The organism is Planctomycetota bacterium (assembly GCA_035574235.1).
GTDB lineage: Bacteria > Planctomycetota > MHYJ01 > MHYJ01 > JACPRB01 > DATLZA01.
In genome coordinates, this window is sequence record DATLZA010000130.1 from 28,920 (window position 1) to 44,990 (window position 16,071).

Genomic DNA, 16,071 nt, shown 5'->3' on the forward strand with positions numbered 1-16,071 from the left:
CGGCCGGTTTATTCGGGTTTTGCTCCGGAGGGGGCAGGAAGGAGAGACGCATGGCGGAAGTGTACGTCGTTCAGTCCAAGGTGCGGGCGCTGGCCAAGAAGAAGGGCTTTCGGTTCAGCGGGGACGCGGTGGACGCGCTGTCGAAGCTGGTGGAACAGGCGGTGATCCAGGCCGGAAACCGCGCCAAGGCGAACAAGCGCCAGACGATCAAGGCGGCCGACGTATAGCGTTCGGCGGGAAAGCACGGCGAAGGCGGCCCCGCGTCGCGAGGCGCGGGGCCGCGTCGCTTTTCGGGAGGCCGCGCGGGCGGGGCCCCTTCTTGACTCCCCCGGAGGGGAGGGATATCATTACGAGACGACAGCGATGATGGCCGCGGCGACCCGCCCCGCGCGCGGGTTCGTAAGGGAGAACTCGGGTGCCTGATCTCACGATCCAAGTCCAGGAGGTCAAGGGGGTACCGGGAACGGCCCTCGTCATCCTGAGCGGATCGATCGACGCCAAGACGGTCATTACCTTCCAGACCCATCTCAACTCCGTCAAGGAGCGCGGCGTCGAGCGGTTCATCATGGACATGGAGAACGTCAAGTACGTCAACTCCACGGGTCTCGGGTACCTCATCAACCTGTCGGATTCCGTATCCCCCGGGAAGGGGGGGATCGCCCTCGTCAAGGTCCAGCCCAAGGTCAAGGTGGTCTTCGACATGCTGGGCCTGAACGCGTTTTTCAAGATCTTTCCGACGCGGGAGGAGGCGCTGAAGGCCTTTTCCGCGGATTCGCCCGCGGCGGCGCCGGCCGAGTCGCGGGGGGCGACGCGCGCCCCGGCCGAGCCGCTCCGGCCGACCCAGGCGCCGACGCCGAGGATTCCGACGCCTGCGGTCGTTCCCGCGGCGGCTCCGGCGGCGGAACGGTACTCCACGGCCGCCGAGCGGGTGAGTCCGGCCCGGCCCGCCGAAACGCCGGCGGCCGCGCCGGCCGAACCCATCCACGTGGAATGCCAGTCGTGCCGGGCGCTCCTGGCGGTTCGGGAATCCGGGACCTACCGCTGTCCCCGCTGCCTGAGCCTTTTCAACTATGCCGGGGGCGGCCGCGTGAGCTTCCTTCCACGTTCCAAGGCCGTGCCCGTGCAGCTCAGCCTCAGCTTTACCCCGGAATGCACCGAAGGGCTTCTCGAGTTCGTCCGCCGGCTTTCCCAGAAGAGCGGATTCAGCCCCCAGGGAATCTCCGAGGTCCAGTCGGTCGTTAAAGATACGGTGGAGACGATCCGGCGCCACGCCTACGGAGGAAGCGACGGGAACGTCTATCACGTCCTGCTCGTGTCCGTGGACTCGGAGCTCGAGATGCGGTTCGCCGATTACGGGACGCCGCTGAGCCCGGACCGCGCGGATCTTTTCGCCGCGGCGCGGCGCGGCATGGACCGCTTTGAGCTGCGCCATCATCCCAAGGGGGGTAACGTCGTCACCGTGTCCAAGAAGGCGAGATGAATATGCTGGAAGCCCTGGCTTTCGCCGGCCTGTCCACCACGGAGCTCCTGATCGTCGTCCTGGTGATCGTCCTCCTCTTCGGCGCCTCGAAGATTCCCCAGCTCATGCGCGGCATGGGGCAGGGCATCAACGAGTTCAAGAAGGGGCTCAAGGAAGGCGCCAAGGAGGAGAGCAAGGAGCCCGAGTCCTCGCCGGCGGACGCGGAAAAGAAATGAGTCCCGCCCTGGGCGCGATCGGCCTCCTCGAGGCCGCCCTCATCGCCTTCGCGATCGTGCTTCTTTTCGCTTCCTCCCGGATTCCCGCCCTCATGCGCGGCCTCGGCGCGGGCCTGCACGAATTCAAGAAAGGGATTCGGGAGGGATCCGGACAGAACGGTCCGACCGCCCCGCCGAAAGCCTGATCCCATGCGGCTCGACCTGATGGCCTTCGCGGCCCACCGCGACGACATCGAAATCACCTGCGGAGGAACCCTCATCCGGATGGCGGAGAAGGGATACGCCGTGGGGGCCTGCGACCTGACGCAAGGCGAAATGGGGACCCTGGGCTCCGCCGCCGAACGCCGGGCCGAAGCCGAAGAGGCCGCGCGGATCATGGGCCTGGCCGTCCGGGTCAACTGCGAGCTTCCGGACGCCGGGGTCTTCAACGTCCGGGAATACCAGACGCGGGTGGTGGAGGTCCTGCGCCGCTACCGGCCCCGAACGGTCCTGCTGCCCGGCTTCGAGCAGCGCCACCCGGACCACCGCGTGACCCCGCAGCTCGTGTTCGACGCGTGCTTCTTTTCGGGACTGCGCAAGTTCGGCTCCGGAGAACCTCACCGGCCCCACAAGATCCTCTACTGCCACAGCGCCACCTACGAGGACCGCAGGCCGACCTTCGTGGTGGACGTGACGGCGCAGATGGAGAAGAAAGTCGCCGCCGTCCTGGCCTACCGGAGCCAGTTCCCGGAGTCGGAGCGGATGGCCGAGTGGCTGCGCTCGCGCGCGCGCGCGTACGGCATGCTCGTCGGATGCACGTACGGCGAGGGTTTCGTTCAGCGCGAAGTGATGCAGGTGGACGACGTCGTGGCGCTCCCCGTGGCCAGCCTGTAAGGGCCCCGCCGCGCGCCCTCAATCGCGGTGCCGGACCTGGAGGATGCCTCCGTCCGCGGTGATCTCCACGTCGAGCGCCAGGCCCAGCGACCGCGCGTCCTCGAGCAGCTTCGGAAACTCCTCGGGCGACAGGAACGTGTAGTAGCGCGTCCGGCCGTCGCGGCCCTGGGAGACGAGGGCGTACTGCTTTTCCCGCTGGAACGTCGAGGCGACGGAGTCGCCCCGCAGCTCGATCTGGAGCTTGCCTCTCCCGGAATCGTCCAGGACGTGGAAGACGCGGTCCATGCGGCGAATCTCCGGGAGCGGCACGGCCGCCGACGGCGTCACCCACCAGAACCGGTCGCCCCGGCGGAGCACCCATCCGTCGAGGAACGTGGAATAGGTGTATTCGTCCGGCGCGCCGCCCACGCGGGCGGACGCTTCGGGCAGGCCGAAGGGCCGGCGCTCCAGCGGCGCATCGACCCGGATCACCTTCAGGAGGGCGTTCGGCAGCACGAGCGCCTCGGCGTACGGGAAAATGACCCGCCGGTGACCGGGCCGGTCCGTTTCGGGGGAAGGGGCCATCCGCCGTTCGAATTCCTGCCCCACGAGCGTCCGGTAGCGGACCTCGCGGTCCCGGCGATCCTCCCAGTAGATCCGGCGCCAGGCCTCGCCCGGAGGAAGCTCGAAGTACAGGACGTGGAAAAGCCGGGGCAGCCCGAGGAGGCGCAGCCGGGCGCGGACCGTGATGGATTCCCCCGGCAGCAGTAGGCCCGAGTTGAAGACGAGCGGGCGGCGTCCCTCGGGGGCGGGCCGCCCGCGGTCGCAAATCCATTCGTCCGAGGAGGGACGGTATTCGAGGTGGCCGGGCATCGCGAATTGCCACGTGGCCACCGCGCTGGCCGCCTCGCCCAGCTTCGGGTCGGCCAGGCAGGTGAGGTCGCGCAGGACCACCAGGTTGCGGCCGGCGTTGCGGAGGCGGAAGACCACCGTGGCCAGGTCCCCTTCGCGGGGCCGGGACGTCGAGGTCTCCAGCTCCGTGGACACCCCGAGGCCGGCTTCGGTCGGAGCGGGAGGCCCGCCGGTTCCCCGACAGGCCGCCAGGAGCAGGGCCGCCATCAGGGACGCGCCAGTTCCGCGTCGTGCCATACGCGCTCGAAGTCCTCCCGGAAAGCCCGGGCCACCGATTCCTCCCATAACAGGACGACGTTTTCGTGATTGAACCGGTCGCCGCCCACCGTCCAGTTGTAGGATCCGGTGGCCACAAGCTCTGAATCGAACACGGCGTACTTGTGGTGAAAGCGCGTGCGTTCGTCTCCGCGGGGGATCACCCGGCGCACTTCCAGTCCCCGGTCGCGCAGAGCCTTCACGAGGTCCTCCTCCGCCTGAGAGGCGTCCAGGAGCACCCGCACAGCGACCCCGGCGCGCCGCCGGGCGGCCAGCGCCTGCGCGAGACGGTCGGACGTCATGTGGAACATGGCCACGAGGATTTCCCGCCGGGCCCGTTCGATTTCCGCGGCCAGGCGCTCCTGCAGGCGGTCGGCCTGCCCCGTGGGGGCGAAGAGGGCGTCGACGCGCGCCGCCGGACGCGCCGCCGCCATGCAGAAACCCGCCAGGATCCAGCCGGCCCCTAGGACAGCGCGTTTTCCGGCGCCAGGCGCACCACCCGCGGGCCCTTGAACCGGGCGACCTCGCCCGGGTCGGCGTATCCGTACGCCATGATGATCAGCTCGTCGCCCGGCTTGCCCATATGGGCGGCCCCGCCGTAGAGCGCGATCTGCCGGCTCCCGGCCGGTTCCGGGATCGTGTAGGTCTCGAAGCGGCGGCCGTTGGTGACGTTGGCGATGAGCACCATCTCGTAGGGCAGGATTCCCGCCGCCTCCAGGATCGCCTGGTCGACGCCCAGACTGCCCTCGTAGTGGAGGAGCGCCCGGGTGACTCGGGCGTTGGCGATCTTGGCGGTGCAGAGGCGCTTGAGCATCGGGCGGGTCAGGATAGCAGATCCGGCCGGGGCGTTCAATCACGAGGCCGCCTTTCACCGGGAAGTGCCGCCGGAGCGCCGGGCGCTCGACGCCGCAACGGTTTTACTGCCGCGAGCAGCGGCTCAGGGCCTGGCGCCAGAGGATGCCGTCGTCCGTGTGGACCTCTCCCGATTTGAGGAGGATGTTTCCCCCCCGGTGGCCTTGAGGATCATGATTCTCGGGGGCGTCGCATCCCAGGGGCCCCTGGGGTTCGAGCGCGGCGGGATCTCCGGCAGGGCCCAGGTAGTGACACTCGGGCGCCTTGGGGTCTTCGACGAGCGGACAGCGCAGGGCCTGGGGGGCGATCCTCGGGGGACTCGTTTCCGCCAGCCGGGTCCAGAACGCCTGGCCGCGGGCGGTTCCCGGGGGCAAGCCCTCCTGGGCGCGATGGAGCGTCCGGAGGCGGTCGCGGCAGGCGAGCACCTGTTCCAGGCGCGCCGCGCGGCCCCTCAGAGGAAGGAACACCGCCGCCAGAAGGATCGCGGCGAGGACGAGGACAAGCGCCTCCGCCAGCGTGAAGCCCCGCGCGCGTTCGGGAGCGGTCATGCGGAAGAGTATAGGGCGGCCGGGGGCTGAAAAAAAGCCCCGGCGGACCGTGCCGCCGGGGCGGAAACAGGCGTGATCGCTCTCGAAGGCGTCAGCGTCGCGGAGCCTTCGGAGAGTTCATGACTTCGGTCCAGCCGCTGCCCTGGAGCTCCACGACGTCGCCCCCTCTCCGCAGGACGTTGCCTCCTTCGTCGCCGCTTTCGGAGTGGTTGGTCGTGTCGTCGGCCCCCACGGGGTCGGAGCTGTTGAGCCTTCCCACCTGGAGGGCGGGGCCGAGGAAATCGATGTCTCCCGGCTGGCTGCCCCCCTTGACCGGACACCAGAGGATCTCCTGCTCATCCGGGCTGATGAGGGGGGGAGTCACCTTCTGGAGCACGCCCCAGAACGCCGAACCCGTGTCCGGCGGGAACTGCTTGTACCGACCGCCGTACTTGATCGTGTAGGTGATCTGGAGTTGCCAGAGCGACTTGAGGTTGCTGGAACACGCGGCCACTTCGGCGCGACGGATGGCCTTGGCCACCTGGGGGAGCAGAAGACCGGCAAGAAGACCGATGATGACGATGACGACGAGAAGCTCCACCAGGGTAAAGCCCTTGCGATGACGATTCATCGAACATCCTCCAAGGATTTCCCTGCACTTCCGCCGGCGAACGCCGCCGGACGGCGCCGGTTGGAAACGCGTTTTCGGAGCCCTCCAAAAAATCCCGGAACGGCGTCCGCCCCGGCGGCGGACCGACCCCCCGCCCTTCTCATGAAGTCTATCTTGACCCTCCGGGCAGTCAAGCGTGCTCCGGCGGTCCGATGAGGGCCAGGAGCCGGGCGCGGGCCCGTTCGAGCTGTTCCGGCGTCCGGGCCTCGAGGTTCAGGCGCAGAAGCGGTTCCGTGTTCGACGGGCGCACGTTGAACCACCAGTCGTCGTACTCGACGGTGATCCCGTCCAGCGTATCCTGCCGGCCGTCGCGGAAGGCTTCCGCGATCGCCCGGAGGACGGCCTGCTTGTCGGCCACGCGGAAGTTGATTTCGCCCGTCGAATGCCACCGGCGAAGCGGGGCCAGAAGCTCCTCCAGGGGGCGCCCTTCGCGGCCGAGAAGATCGAGGACCTTGACGAACGCCATGAGTCCCGAATCGGCGAAGAAATGGTCGCGGAAATAATAGTGTCCGGAGAGTTCGCCGCCGAGAACCGCGTTGTGCTTCTTCATCGTCTCCTTGATGAAGGCGTGGCCCACCCGCTCGCGCACGGGCACTCCGCCGGCCTTGCGGATCTCTTCGGGCACCACGCGGCTGGAACGCAGATCGTAGACGACCGCCGCGCCGGGGTGGCGGCGGAGCTCCGCCCGGGCCAGAAGCACCGTGACGAGGTCGCTCGGGACGCGCTCCCCGCCGCGCGAGAAGAACATGCACCGGTCCCCGTCGCCGTCGAAGGCGACGCCGAGGTCGGCGCCCGTCGCGCGCATGGCGTCCCGGAGGTCCCGGACGTTTTCGTCCTTGAGGGGATTGGGCTCGTGGCTCGGAAAGCGGCCGTCGGGCTCGAAGCACAGGCGCACCAGCTCCAGGGGGAGGTCGCCGAAGAGGGCGTCGAAGTGCGCCCCGACGGCGCCGTGGGCCGTGTCCACGGCGATCTTGAGCCGGGGAGGCTTTTCCAGGAAGCGCCGCAGATGCGACCGGTATTCGGAGACGAGGGAGCGCGGCACGATCCGGGAGCCGCCGGCGGGGGCCTCGGCCGCCAGGCGCTCGATTTCCTTAAGACCGGTCTTCTCCCCGACGGGGAAGGCCTTTTCGCGGCAGATCTTGAAGCCGATGTCCTCGGGCGGATTGTGGGACGCGGTCACCATGATTCCGCCGTCAAGTTCCAGGTGTCCCACGGCGAAGTAGAGCATCGGCGTCGTCGAAAGCCCGATGTCCACGACCTCGCAACCGGCGCCCCGGGCCACGGCGGCTGCGATGGAGGGGGCCGAGAGGCGCACGTCGCGTCCCACCGCGATGCGCCGCGCGCCCAGGAACCGGACGACGGCGGCGCCCAGCCGCTCGGCCAGGCGCTCGTCGATCTCGGAAGGATACTTCCCGCGCACGTCGTAGGCCTTGAAGATGCCCATGGCTCGCTGGTCTCCCGATGCGGGATTCTGAAGAATCGATCCGCCGATAGACTGTAAGTGTCCCCGCGCGGAAATCAAGAAACACACGTCGGCGGAACGGCCTTACTTGATCGGCTTGATGTAGCGGATGCGCTCGATGCCCGCGTGAGCGTCCGCCCGTTCGGGACGGTCGGGATACTCGGTGAGGAACTGCTCGTAGGCGGCGATGGCGTCCGCGTTGCGGCCGGCTTCCTCGAGGGACATGCCGTACCGCAGGAGCGCATAGGGCCGGCGGGGGTCCTCGCGGTAGCGTTCGAGGAAGCGGCGATAGTAGTCGGCCGCCCGCTCCGCCCGCATCGTGCGATAACAGGCATCCGCGGTGGCCAGCTGGAGCCACCGGGAGAAGTCCGAGTTGGGGTTGCGGTCGATCTTCCGCTGGTAGGCGTCCATCATCGGATTGGAAAGCAGAAAGATCGGGAGCACCACAAGAAGGACGAACGCGATGCAGACCCCCAGCGTTTTCTTCCAGCCCCACTCCATAGGCTTCCTCCGCCGATCCCGCCTTCGAAATTATACCCTGTCCGAAGAGCGCACGCCGGAGATCAGGCCTTCCAGAACGTCGTCAGCGCCATCTCCAGGAAGACCAGCACCAGGGCCGCCGCCAGGAAGAACGGACGACCGGGGCGCGGTTCCGGCCGGGAGGATCGCGGCAACGTCTGGAGTTCCTCCGGGCTCCAAAGGATCCGCCCTCCCGTGTCCGCGGCCAGCCGCTCGAGGGCCTTTCGGTCGACTCCCACCGCGCGGTACTCGTCCGCGTACGGGATCGTGGCCGCCGCGCGCGCCCGTCCCAGGCGCAAGACGATCGTCCCCGGCCGGGTCGCCGGGAGCGGACCTTCCCAGAGGTCGGAGCGCACCTGATGGAGGACCGCGACCCCGGACTCCAGCGACGGGCGGGCCTGCCAGGGGACTTCCAGACGGGGCTCGGCGGCCCGCCCGCGGGCCCGCACGAAGGGCGGATCCACGAAAAGCGTGAGGGTTCCCTCGGCCGCGCTCAGGAGCGACCGAAGCGCCGGCCCGATCAGGCGGGGCAGCGCCAGTCCGTCGAACGCGAAGGCGCCGACCTGCCCCCGTCCCTCGCGCCGGACGGCGAGCGCCGGAAGGACGTCCGGCGGCCGCCCCGCGCGTCCGAGCACCTGGGCGTCCGGACGGGCGCGCAGGCGATGGATCCCGGGGACGACCGCCCGTCCGAGCCCCGCGGTCGCCGGATGGTCCGCGAACTCCACGGAGGTTGGAGCGGCAAGGTAGTCTTCCCGAACGGTCCGGAGGAGCCGATCCAGCGCCCGGTCCAGGGACTTCCAGTCATCGATCCGCACGTTCTCGCCGATCTCGAGAAGCCGGTTCGTGGTGACGACCGTCAGGGCGATGCCGCGCCGTTCCAGCTCGCGGCCCTGCAGCAGGCGTTCTTCGGCCTTCTCGTCCGGGTGGGTCTCCCCGTCGGTGAGAAGAAAAATCTGTTTGCGGTCCGCCTCCACCTGTTCGAGATGAAGCCGCGCCTTTTCCAGGGCGCCCGCGATGAACGTTCCCCCTTCGGCCCGGATGCGGCGCAGATCCAGCGGATCGCGGATCAGATCCAGGTTCGGAAACGGAACAGCCGCCACGGAATCCCCGGGTCCGAACCGCGCCCAGGCGCGCCGGACGGCGTCGAGAACCGCGTCGAGCTTTCCTTCCTTCATGCTGCCCGAGGCGTCGATCAGGAAGACCGCGGCCACCCGGCGGTCGGGTCCCGGAAAGAGGGGAGAAATCTCCGCCACGGCCGGGGGGAGTCCTCCCGCGCCGGGCCCGCCCAGAAGCAGGAGCGCCCCGCCGAAGTCGCGCACGTACGCCGCCAGCGACGCCGCGTCCTCGGCGTTCAGCGGGAAGCCGTCCACGATCACCGCGTCGTAAGGGCGCGGGTCCTCGAAGGCGGCGGATCGGCGCGCCTCGAATCCTTCGGGCGCCGGAAAATCGCGCGTCGAAAGGATGAGCGTCCGGGGGGCATCCGATCGGACGAAGATTTCCCCTTCGGCGGCGTCGTTCTGCGGGCAGGCGTCGGCCGGCTCCAGCCGGAGGCGGAAGGGGCCGGCGGGACGGTCCGGGAAGGAGACGCGCGACGGAGCGCCGGGAGCCACGGGAACGGAGCGGGCTTCGCCGTCGAGCCGCACGGTGAGGGTCGTTTCGAAGGTCGATTCGAGGCGCGCTTCCAGCGTTCCGCGCTCGCCGGGCGCCAGGGCCGCGGGGGCGCGGACGTCGGCGATGCGGGCGTCGCGCGGGTTCACGGGGCCCAGGGGGAAGACGTGAACGGGGACGCCGCGCGTCCGGCAGAGGAGGAGGGCGCGTCCGGGGTCGGCCCGCCCGTCGGTGTGAAGGACGATCTCGGTGGGATCCCGCGCGAGCGCCGCTTCGAGCGCCGCTTCGAGCCGCGACTCCTCGGGATCCACCGTCTCGGATTCGAAGGCGACTTCGCGTCCGAACGAAGCCCAGAGGATGCGGTCGCCGGAAGCGGCCGCCCTCCGGAGGTCCCACTCGACGATGCGGCGGGCGTCCGCGGGCGTGAGCGATTCGGGGGCGCCGGGAACGAGGACGGACCCCGAGCGGTCGATCAGGTGGACGCGGACGCGGGCGCGGGACCGGCCCGGAAGCGGAAGGTTCGCGACGGCGGCGGCGAGGGCCAGGACGATGAGGCCCCGGGTCGCCAGGATCGCCGCTCGTCTCACGTCATCCTCGGGGGCTTCCGGTCCGGGAGAGGGTCAGGTTGTAGGTCCAGAAGAGGTAATCGTCGTAGTCCCCGGCGGTCCTGAAGTGGAGCCATCCCCAGGACCCGTGATGGGCCAGGACGCGGACGCCTTCGTTGACGGCGGCGCCCGGGGCGCGCTCGAGGAGAGCGCGGGCGAAGGCGTGCAGATCGGCGGGGATCTCGGCGCGGCGCCGGGGATCCACGTGCACGTAGGCGGCGTCCGGAGCGTCGGTGAGGCGGAAGGCGGCGCGGCGGCTCACGAAGAGATCGACGAAGGAGGAGGGACCCAGACGCGCGCCCACGGCCAGGAAGGGGGCGGTCCACGGGACGGGGATAAGCTCTCCGCCCGAGCGGAGGCGCACGGCGTGGTCATCCCAGCTGGCCGCCTCGACGGGGCGGGGTTCGGGAGGGAAGTTGACGCGGTGAAAGAGGATGAGGGCGGCGGGGATGCCCTGCACGTGCAGCTCGCGCTGGAGGCGCTCGGCGGCGGCGCGGGGGAGATCGCGGGCGATCATGCCGCGGGTGGCTTCGAGGCGGCGGGCGATCCGGCGCGGGTCTTCGCCCGTGACGGCGGCCGCGGCGCGGGCGATGCGGCCGACGGCGTGGAGTTCCTCGTCCAGAAGGAGCACGGCGTAGCGATCCTCGGGTTCCTCGAGGAATTCGATTCCGGAGTCGTCCTCCAGAGAGAGGAACGGGCGGCGCTCCGGCGGGGTTCGGTCGGACGCACGGGCGTTCCTCCGGCGGGAACTCCGGAGGCGTCCGGCGAAGCGGAGGGCGGATCCCGCGAGGGCGCCGGCGGCGAAGCCGCCGATGTGGGCCCAGTAGGCCACGCCCGTGAATCCGAGGTGCGCGAAGACGAGCTGTTCGAGGAACCAGATGCCGATCCACCAGAAGGCGGGGATGTAGAGGATGTCCACGAACCAGTAGAACCAGAGGAGCATCTTCACGCGGTGTCGCGGGTAGAAGAGGACGTAGGCGCCGATGACCCCCGAAATGGCGCCGGAGGCCCCGAGCAGGGGGATGTCCGCGGGGCGCAGGCCCATTTCGGCCAGCGCCGGGTGGTGGGCGGGCAGGGTCACGAGGTGCAGCACATCGGCCGCCAGTCCGCAGGCGACATAGAAGGCCGCGTATCCCACGTGGCCCAGGCGGTCCTCGACGTTATCGCCGAAGATCCAGAGGAAAAGCATGTTCCCGGCCAGGTGGAGGAGGTTGGCGTGGAGGAACATGCTCGTGAAGAAGGTGAGGGGTTCGGAGCGGCTGGGGGTCAGCGCGAAGCGTTCGAGGATTTCGGGGCGGGGCTCGGGAAAGGTGAAGAGAAAAAAGACGGCGATGTTGGCGGCCAGGAGCGAGTAGTTGACGACGGGCGTGCGCTCGCGGGGGTTGTCGTCGCCGATGGGGATGAACATACCCGACTTATGACTCTCCCCGCGGGGGGCCGTTACGTCACCCGCGCTGATCGATCGGCACGTAGGACCGGCGCGCCGGGCCCGTGTACTCGGCGCGCGGGCGGATCAGCCGGTTGTTGGACCACTGCTCCAGAATATGGGCCGTCCAGCCGCTGATCCGGCTCATGGCGAAGATGGGCGTGAAAAGTTCCGTGGGGATTCCCATCGAGTGATAGACGGAAGCGGAGTAGAAATCCACGTTGGGGTAGATCTTCTTGCCCTCCCGCTGGGCGTACTCGAACATGGTTTTCTCGACCTGGCGGGAAATGTCGTACCACCGGGAATCCCCCGTGTGGCGGGCGAGGGCTTCGGCGTGGCGGCGCAGCACCGTGGCGCGGGGATCTTCGGTCTTGTACACGCGGTGGCCGAAGCCGGGGATCTTGACCTTCTGGGCCAGGGCGTTGCGGACCCATTCCTCGGCGCGGGAAGGCTCGCCGATGTCGAGCAGCATCCGCATCACCTGTTCGTTGGCGCCCCCGTGGAGCGGTCCCTTGAGGGCTCCGATGGCGGAGACGACCGACGAGTACATGTCCGAGAGCGTCGCCGCCGTCACGCGCGCCGCGAAGGTCGAGGCGTTGAGCTCGTGGTCCGCGTGGAGGATCAGGCACACGTCGAAGATGCGCTCCAGGAGCGGCTCGGGCTCCTTTCCGAAGAGCGTGTAGAGGAAGTTGAAGGCGATGCTGCGGCCGGGAACGGGCTTGATGGGTTCCTCGCCCTGGCGGAGCCGCTGGTGCGCGGAGATGATCGAGCCGATGCGGGCGGTCAGCCGCATGGCCTTGCGCAGGCATGCCTCGCGGGAGGTGTTGCCGCTGTCGGGATCGTAATGGCCGAGCGACGAGATGGCGGTCCGGAGCACTTCCATCGGGGTGGCGGCCCGGGGGAAGAGCCGCAGGATCATGCTCGTCTGTTCCGGCAGCTCGATCGAGGAGCGCAGCTCGTGGAGGAACTTGTCGAACTCGCGCCGGGAGGGGAGGTGTTCGTACCAGAGAAGGTAGGCGACCTCGGCGAAGGAGGAATGCTCCGCCAGATCCAGGATGTCGTATCCGCGGTACAGGAGGCGTCCTTCCAGGCCGTCCACCAGGCAGATGCTCGAGGTGCCGGCGACGACGTCCTCGAGGCCGGCCTTGAAGCGCGCCGTTTCGCCGCGGGGGGGCTCGGCCTGGGCCGGCGCGGGCCGGGGCTGTCCGCAGGCGGGGCAACGTTTCTCGTCGGTGGACTCCGGCTTTCCGCTGGGCGCGGCCATCGTGCGTATCCTTATGCTCCGTTTTCCGCGGGCGTGCCCGGGTCGTCGAAGGGAGTGGCGGGAGCGCATGGGAATCGAACCCACCTACCAGCTTGTGGCCGGTACCACGGGTTTGAAGCCCGGGGGGCCCACCAGGTGCCCTACCGCTCCCGTTCTCTTCCGGAACGCCGCCCTCTCCAGCCCGCTCTCGGAAGGACCCGCGGCATCGGTATGATCGGCGGGCCCCCCGCCGTTGTCAAGAAGAACCGGCCGAATCGGGCGGCGCGTTTGCTTGCCCGCGCCGAACCGATTTGGTGAGATGCGGCCTTCATGCGCGTCGTGGGCGTGGACACGGGAGGGACCTTCACGGATCTCATCCTCTTCGACGGCCGGACGGTCCGCACGCACAAGGTGCTGTCCACGCCCCGCGACCCGGCGCGCGCGGTCCTCGAGGGGTTGCGGGCGCTGGGGGCGCTGGACGCCCAGGTCGTCCACGGCTCCACCGTCGCCACGAACGCCTTTCTCGAGCGGCGTGGGGCGCGCGTGGCGCTCGTGACGACCCGGGGCTTCGAGGACCTCCTCGAGATCGGCCGTCAGGCGCGCGGGTCGCTGTACGATCTTTTCTGGTCGCCGCCGGAGCCGCTCGTTCCGAGGGCGCGCCGGTACGGCGTGCGCGAGCGGATCGGGCCGGACGGGCGGGTTCTCGTGCCGCTCGACCGCGCGGCGGTGCGGCGCATCCGGGAACGGCATGTGGCGGTCTGCTTTCTTCACTCCTACGCCAATCCCGCGCACGAACGGGCCGTGGCGCGGCTCCTGCCCGGCGCGGTCCTTTCGAGCGACGTCCTTCCGGAATACCGCGAGTACGAGCGGCTTTCGACGACGGTGCTGACGGCCTACGTGGCGCCCGTGGTGGGGACGTATCTGGCGCGGCTGGGGCGGTCGCTGCCCCGGCTGCGGCTTCTGGCGTCGGACGGCGGGTCGATCTCGGCGGAATCGGCCCGCCGGCGCGCGGCGCAGACGCTCCTTTCGGGGCCGGCCGGAGGGGTGATCGCCGCGCAGGCGCTGGGCCTCGGCAAGGTCGTCTCGTTCGACATGGGCGGGACCTCGACGGACGTGGCGCTCCTGGACGGTTCGGCGCGCGTGACCAAGGAAGGGACGATCGGCGGGATGCCGCTGCGGGTGCCGCACTTCGAGATCCACACCGTGGGAGCGGGAGGCGGATCGATCGCGCGGTTCGACGAAGGCGGAGCGCTTCGCGTGGGGCCGGAAAGCGCGGGGGCGGATCCGGGTCCGATCTGCTACGGCCGCGGCGGCACGCGCCCCACGGTGACGGACGCGAATCTGGCGCTGGGGCGGATCGACCCGACGCTCTTCTTCGGGGGACGGATGAAGCTCCGCGACCCCGGACTGCGGCGCGCTCAGGCGGAAGGGATCCTCGAAGTCGCCGATGCCGCGATGGAGCGGGCGCTCCGACGCGTGAGCGTCGAACGGGGCTACGACCCGGCGGAGTTCCGGCTGGTGGCCTTCGGCGGGGCGGGGCCGCTCCATGCGTGCGCGCTGGCCGACCGGCTGGGGATGAAGGGCGTCGTGGTCCCGCGGTGGCCGGGTCTTTTCAGCGCCCTCGGCATGGTGCTGGCGGACCTCACGGTGGAAGTGTCGCGCACGGTTCTGGGGCGGCCGATCGATTGGGGCGCCCTCGAGCGGGCGGCGCGGCGCGAGCTTGCCGGAACGCTGGAGCGTTTCGTCGAGGTCCGCTACCGGGGGCAGTCCTATGAGCTGCGTTTGCCGTGGGAGAAGCGGCCGGAGGCGCTGGCGCGCCGTTTTCACGAGGAGCATCGCCGGCGGTACGGTTTCGCGCGCGAGGAGGCGCCCGTGGAGGTGGTCAACGCGATCGTGCGGGCGACCGTCCGGACGCCCAAGCCGCGCTTCGCTCCGCTGGCGCGGGGCGGGCGGACGTGGCGGGGCGGGACGGTCCCGCGGGAGCGCCTGCGGGCGGAGGACGTGGTGCGGGGGCCGGCCGTCGTGGCCGAAGACAACGCGACGACGTGGATTCCTCGGGGGTGGGCGGCGCGGGTCGATCCCGTGGGGCATCTGGAGCTTTTTCGATAAGTCCGGTCGGCGAGGGACTATGGACGCGGTTCGTCTGGAGGTCTTCCGGCATCTTTTCGCCGGAGTGGCCGAGGAGATGGGCGTGGTGCTGGGCCGCTCGGCGTATTCGGTCAACATCAAGGAGCGCAAGGACTATTCGTGCGCCGTCTTCGACGCGCGCGGCCGCATGATCGCCCAGGCGGCGCACATTCCTGTGCATCTCGGGTCCATGCCGCGCTCGGTGGCGGCGGCGCTCGGGCGGATCCGCTTCCGGCCGGGGGACGTGGCGGTGCTGAACGATCCGTATCATGGAGGGACCCACCTGCCGGACGTGACCTTCGTGGCGCCCGTTTTTCACGGGGGGCGCCTGGACTTCTTCACGGCGTGCCGGGCGCACTATTCCGACATCGGCGGGATGGCGCCGGGGTCGATGCCCGTGTCGACGGATCTCTTCCAGGAGGGGCTCGTCCTGCCTCCGGTTCTTCTGACGGCGGAGGTGCGGGCGCTTCTTCTGGCCAACGTGCGCAATCCCCGCGAGGTGGAGGGGGATCTGGCGGCGCAGGAGGCGGCCTGCCGGATCGGAGCCGGGAGGCTCGTGGAGCTGGTCGAACGCTACGGCCGGGGGGAAGTTCTCCGGCGGGCGCGGGAACTTCAGGACTACGCCCGGCGGCGGATGGTGGCGGCGATTCGGCGGATTCCGCCGGGGCGGTACGTTTTCGAGGATGCGCTCGACGACGACGGCGTGACGGGAAAGCCCGTGCGGATCCGGGCGGAGGTGGCGCGGCGGGGGGACCGGGTGCGCGTGGACTTCACCGGAAGCGCCCCGCAGGCGCCCGGCAACGTCAACGCGGTGGAGGCGGTGACCCTTTCGGCGGTGCTTTATGCCTTCCGGTGTCTGGTTCCCGAGGACATTCCGCTCAACGCGGGGGCGGCGGAGCCGATCGAGGTCGTGGCGCCGCCGGGGACGGTCGTGCACGCCCTTCCGCCGGCGGCGGTGACGGCGGGGAACGTGGAAACCTCGCAGCGCATCGTGGACACGGTTTTCGGAGCGCTCCGGAAGGCGCTTCCGGATCTCATTCCGGCGGCCAGCCAGGGGACGATGAACAACCTGTCGTTCGGGGGCGCGGGGTTCGCGTACTACGAAACGATCGCCGGCGGCATGGGGGCGCGTCCCGGGGCGCACGGCGTTTCGGGGGTCCACACGCACATGACGAACACGCAGAATACGCCGATCGAGGCGCTGGAACATGCGTATCCGGTGCGCGTGGTGGAGTACCGGATCCGCCGGGGCTCGGGCGGGCGGGGCCGGTGGAGGGGCGGGGACGGGATCGTGCGCGAGCTGGAATTCCTGGCGCCG

The 16,071-nt window shown here is 69.8% G+C and carries 17 protein-coding genes and 1 tRNA gene; 7 read left to right on the forward strand and 11 right to left on the reverse strand.

Going from position 1 to position 16,071, the window contains the following annotated elements; all coding sequences use genetic code 11:
• Window positions 1-50 precede the first annotated feature (50 nt).
• The 5 genes from VNO22_12115 to bshB1 all read left to right on the forward strand — a co-directional run bounded on the left by VNO22_12115 (window position 51) and on the right by bshB1 (window position 2,568).
• Window positions 51-227: a hypothetical protein gene (locus VNO22_12115; protein ID HXG62118.1), complete on the forward strand. Its 177-nt coding sequence runs from the start codon at window positions 51-53 to the stop codon at window positions 225-227.
• Between the two features lie 188 nt (window positions 228-415).
• Window positions 416-1,480 (forward strand): anti-sigma factor antagonist, encoded by a 1,065-nt coding sequence (locus VNO22_12120; protein HXG62119.1) that lies wholly within the window; start codon window positions 416-418, stop codon window positions 1,478-1,480.
• A complete protein-coding gene (tatA, locus tag VNO22_12125; GenBank protein ID HXG62120.1) occupies window positions 1,477-1,695 on the forward strand; it encodes a twin-arginine translocase TatA/TatE family subunit in 219 nt (72 codons plus the stop codon). Before VNO22_12120 ends, tatA begins: the two co-directional genes overlap by 4 nt.
• Window positions 1,692-1,880: a twin-arginine translocase TatA/TatE family subunit gene (locus VNO22_12130; GenBank protein ID HXG62121.1), complete on the forward strand. Its 189-nt coding sequence runs from the start codon at window positions 1,692-1,694 to the stop codon at window positions 1,878-1,880. The genes tatA and VNO22_12130 overlap by 4 nt, the downstream gene beginning before the upstream one ends.
• 4 nt (window positions 1,881-1,884) lie before the next feature.
• Window positions 1,885-2,568, forward strand: a complete 684-nt coding sequence (bshB1, locus tag VNO22_12135) for a bacillithiol biosynthesis deacetylase BshB1 (GenBank protein HXG62122.1) — start codon at window positions 1,885-1,887, stop codon at window positions 2,566-2,568.
• An 18-nt stretch (window positions 2,569-2,586) separates the two neighbouring features.
• Here the strand turns inward: bshB1 and VNO22_12140 are convergent, their stop codons facing one another.
• From VNO22_12140 to VNO22_12190, 11 genes are all read right to left on the reverse strand, one after another.
• Entirely contained in the window at window positions 2,587-3,666 is a 1,080-nt protein-coding gene (locus tag VNO22_12140; GenBank protein ID HXG62123.1) for a hypothetical protein, read from the reverse strand.
• Window positions 3,666-4,148 (reverse strand): phospholipase D-like domain-containing protein, encoded by a 483-nt coding sequence (locus VNO22_12145; protein ID HXG62124.1) that lies wholly within the window; start codon window positions 4,146-4,148, stop codon window positions 3,666-3,668. The genes VNO22_12140 and VNO22_12145 overlap by 1 nt, the downstream gene beginning before the upstream one ends.
• 29 nt (window positions 4,149-4,177) lie before the next feature.
• Entirely contained in the window at window positions 4,178-4,528 is a 351-nt protein-coding gene (locus tag VNO22_12150; GenBank protein ID HXG62125.1) for an aspartate 1-decarboxylase, read from the reverse strand.
• Between the two features lie 103 nt (window positions 4,529-4,631).
• The gene (locus tag VNO22_12155; protein ID HXG62126.1) at window positions 4,632-5,114 is read right to left on the reverse strand and encodes a hypothetical protein; all 483 of its coding nucleotides are present in this window, start codon (window positions 5,112-5,114) and stop codon (window positions 4,632-4,634) included.
• Between the two features lie 91 nt (window positions 5,115-5,205).
• Entirely contained in the window at window positions 5,206-5,724 is a 519-nt protein-coding gene (locus VNO22_12160; protein HXG62127.1) for a prepilin-type N-terminal cleavage/methylation domain-containing protein, read from the reverse strand.
• A gap of 169 nt (window positions 5,725-5,893) precedes the next feature.
• The gene (locus VNO22_12165) at window positions 5,894-7,207 is read right to left on the reverse strand and encodes a phosphomannomutase/phosphoglucomutase (GenBank protein HXG62128.1); all 1,314 of its coding nucleotides are present in this window, start codon (window positions 7,205-7,207) and stop codon (window positions 5,894-5,896) included.
• 102 nt (window positions 7,208-7,309) lie between these two features.
• Complete coding sequence (locus VNO22_12170; GenBank protein HXG62129.1) at window positions 7,310-7,726, reverse strand: tetratricopeptide repeat protein; 417 nt, start codon at window positions 7,724-7,726, stop codon at window positions 7,310-7,312.
• A gap of 62 nt (window positions 7,727-7,788) precedes the next feature.
• Window positions 7,789-9,939, reverse strand: a complete 2,151-nt coding sequence (locus VNO22_12175) for a VWA domain-containing protein (protein HXG62130.1) — start codon at window positions 9,937-9,939, stop codon at window positions 7,789-7,791.
• Window position 9,940: 1 nt separating this feature from the next.
• Window positions 9,941-11,365 (reverse strand): rhomboid family intramembrane serine protease, encoded by a 1,425-nt coding sequence (locus VNO22_12180; protein HXG62131.1) that lies wholly within the window; start codon window positions 11,363-11,365, stop codon window positions 9,941-9,943.
• Window positions 11,366-11,402: 37 nt separating this feature from the next.
• The gene (locus tag VNO22_12185; protein HXG62132.1) at window positions 11,403-12,647 is read right to left on the reverse strand and encodes a citrate synthase; all 1,245 of its coding nucleotides are present in this window, start codon (window positions 12,645-12,647) and stop codon (window positions 11,403-11,405) included.
• Window positions 12,648-12,702: 55 nt separating this feature from the next.
• Window positions 12,703-12,798 (reverse strand) — tRNA-Sec (locus tag VNO22_12190).
• Window positions 12,799-12,956: 158 nt separating this feature from the next.
• Here VNO22_12190 and VNO22_12195 point away from each other — a divergent pair.
• Window positions 12,957-14,735, forward strand: coding sequence for a hydantoinase/oxoprolinase family protein (locus VNO22_12195; protein HXG62133.1), 1,779 nt, complete (start codon window positions 12,957-12,959; stop codon window positions 14,733-14,735).
• A 19-nt stretch (window positions 14,736-14,754) separates the two neighbouring features.
• On the forward strand, window positions 14,755-16,071 hold a 1,317-nt coding region (locus tag VNO22_12200), incomplete at its 3' end, for a hydantoinase B/oxoprolinase family protein (protein HXG62134.1).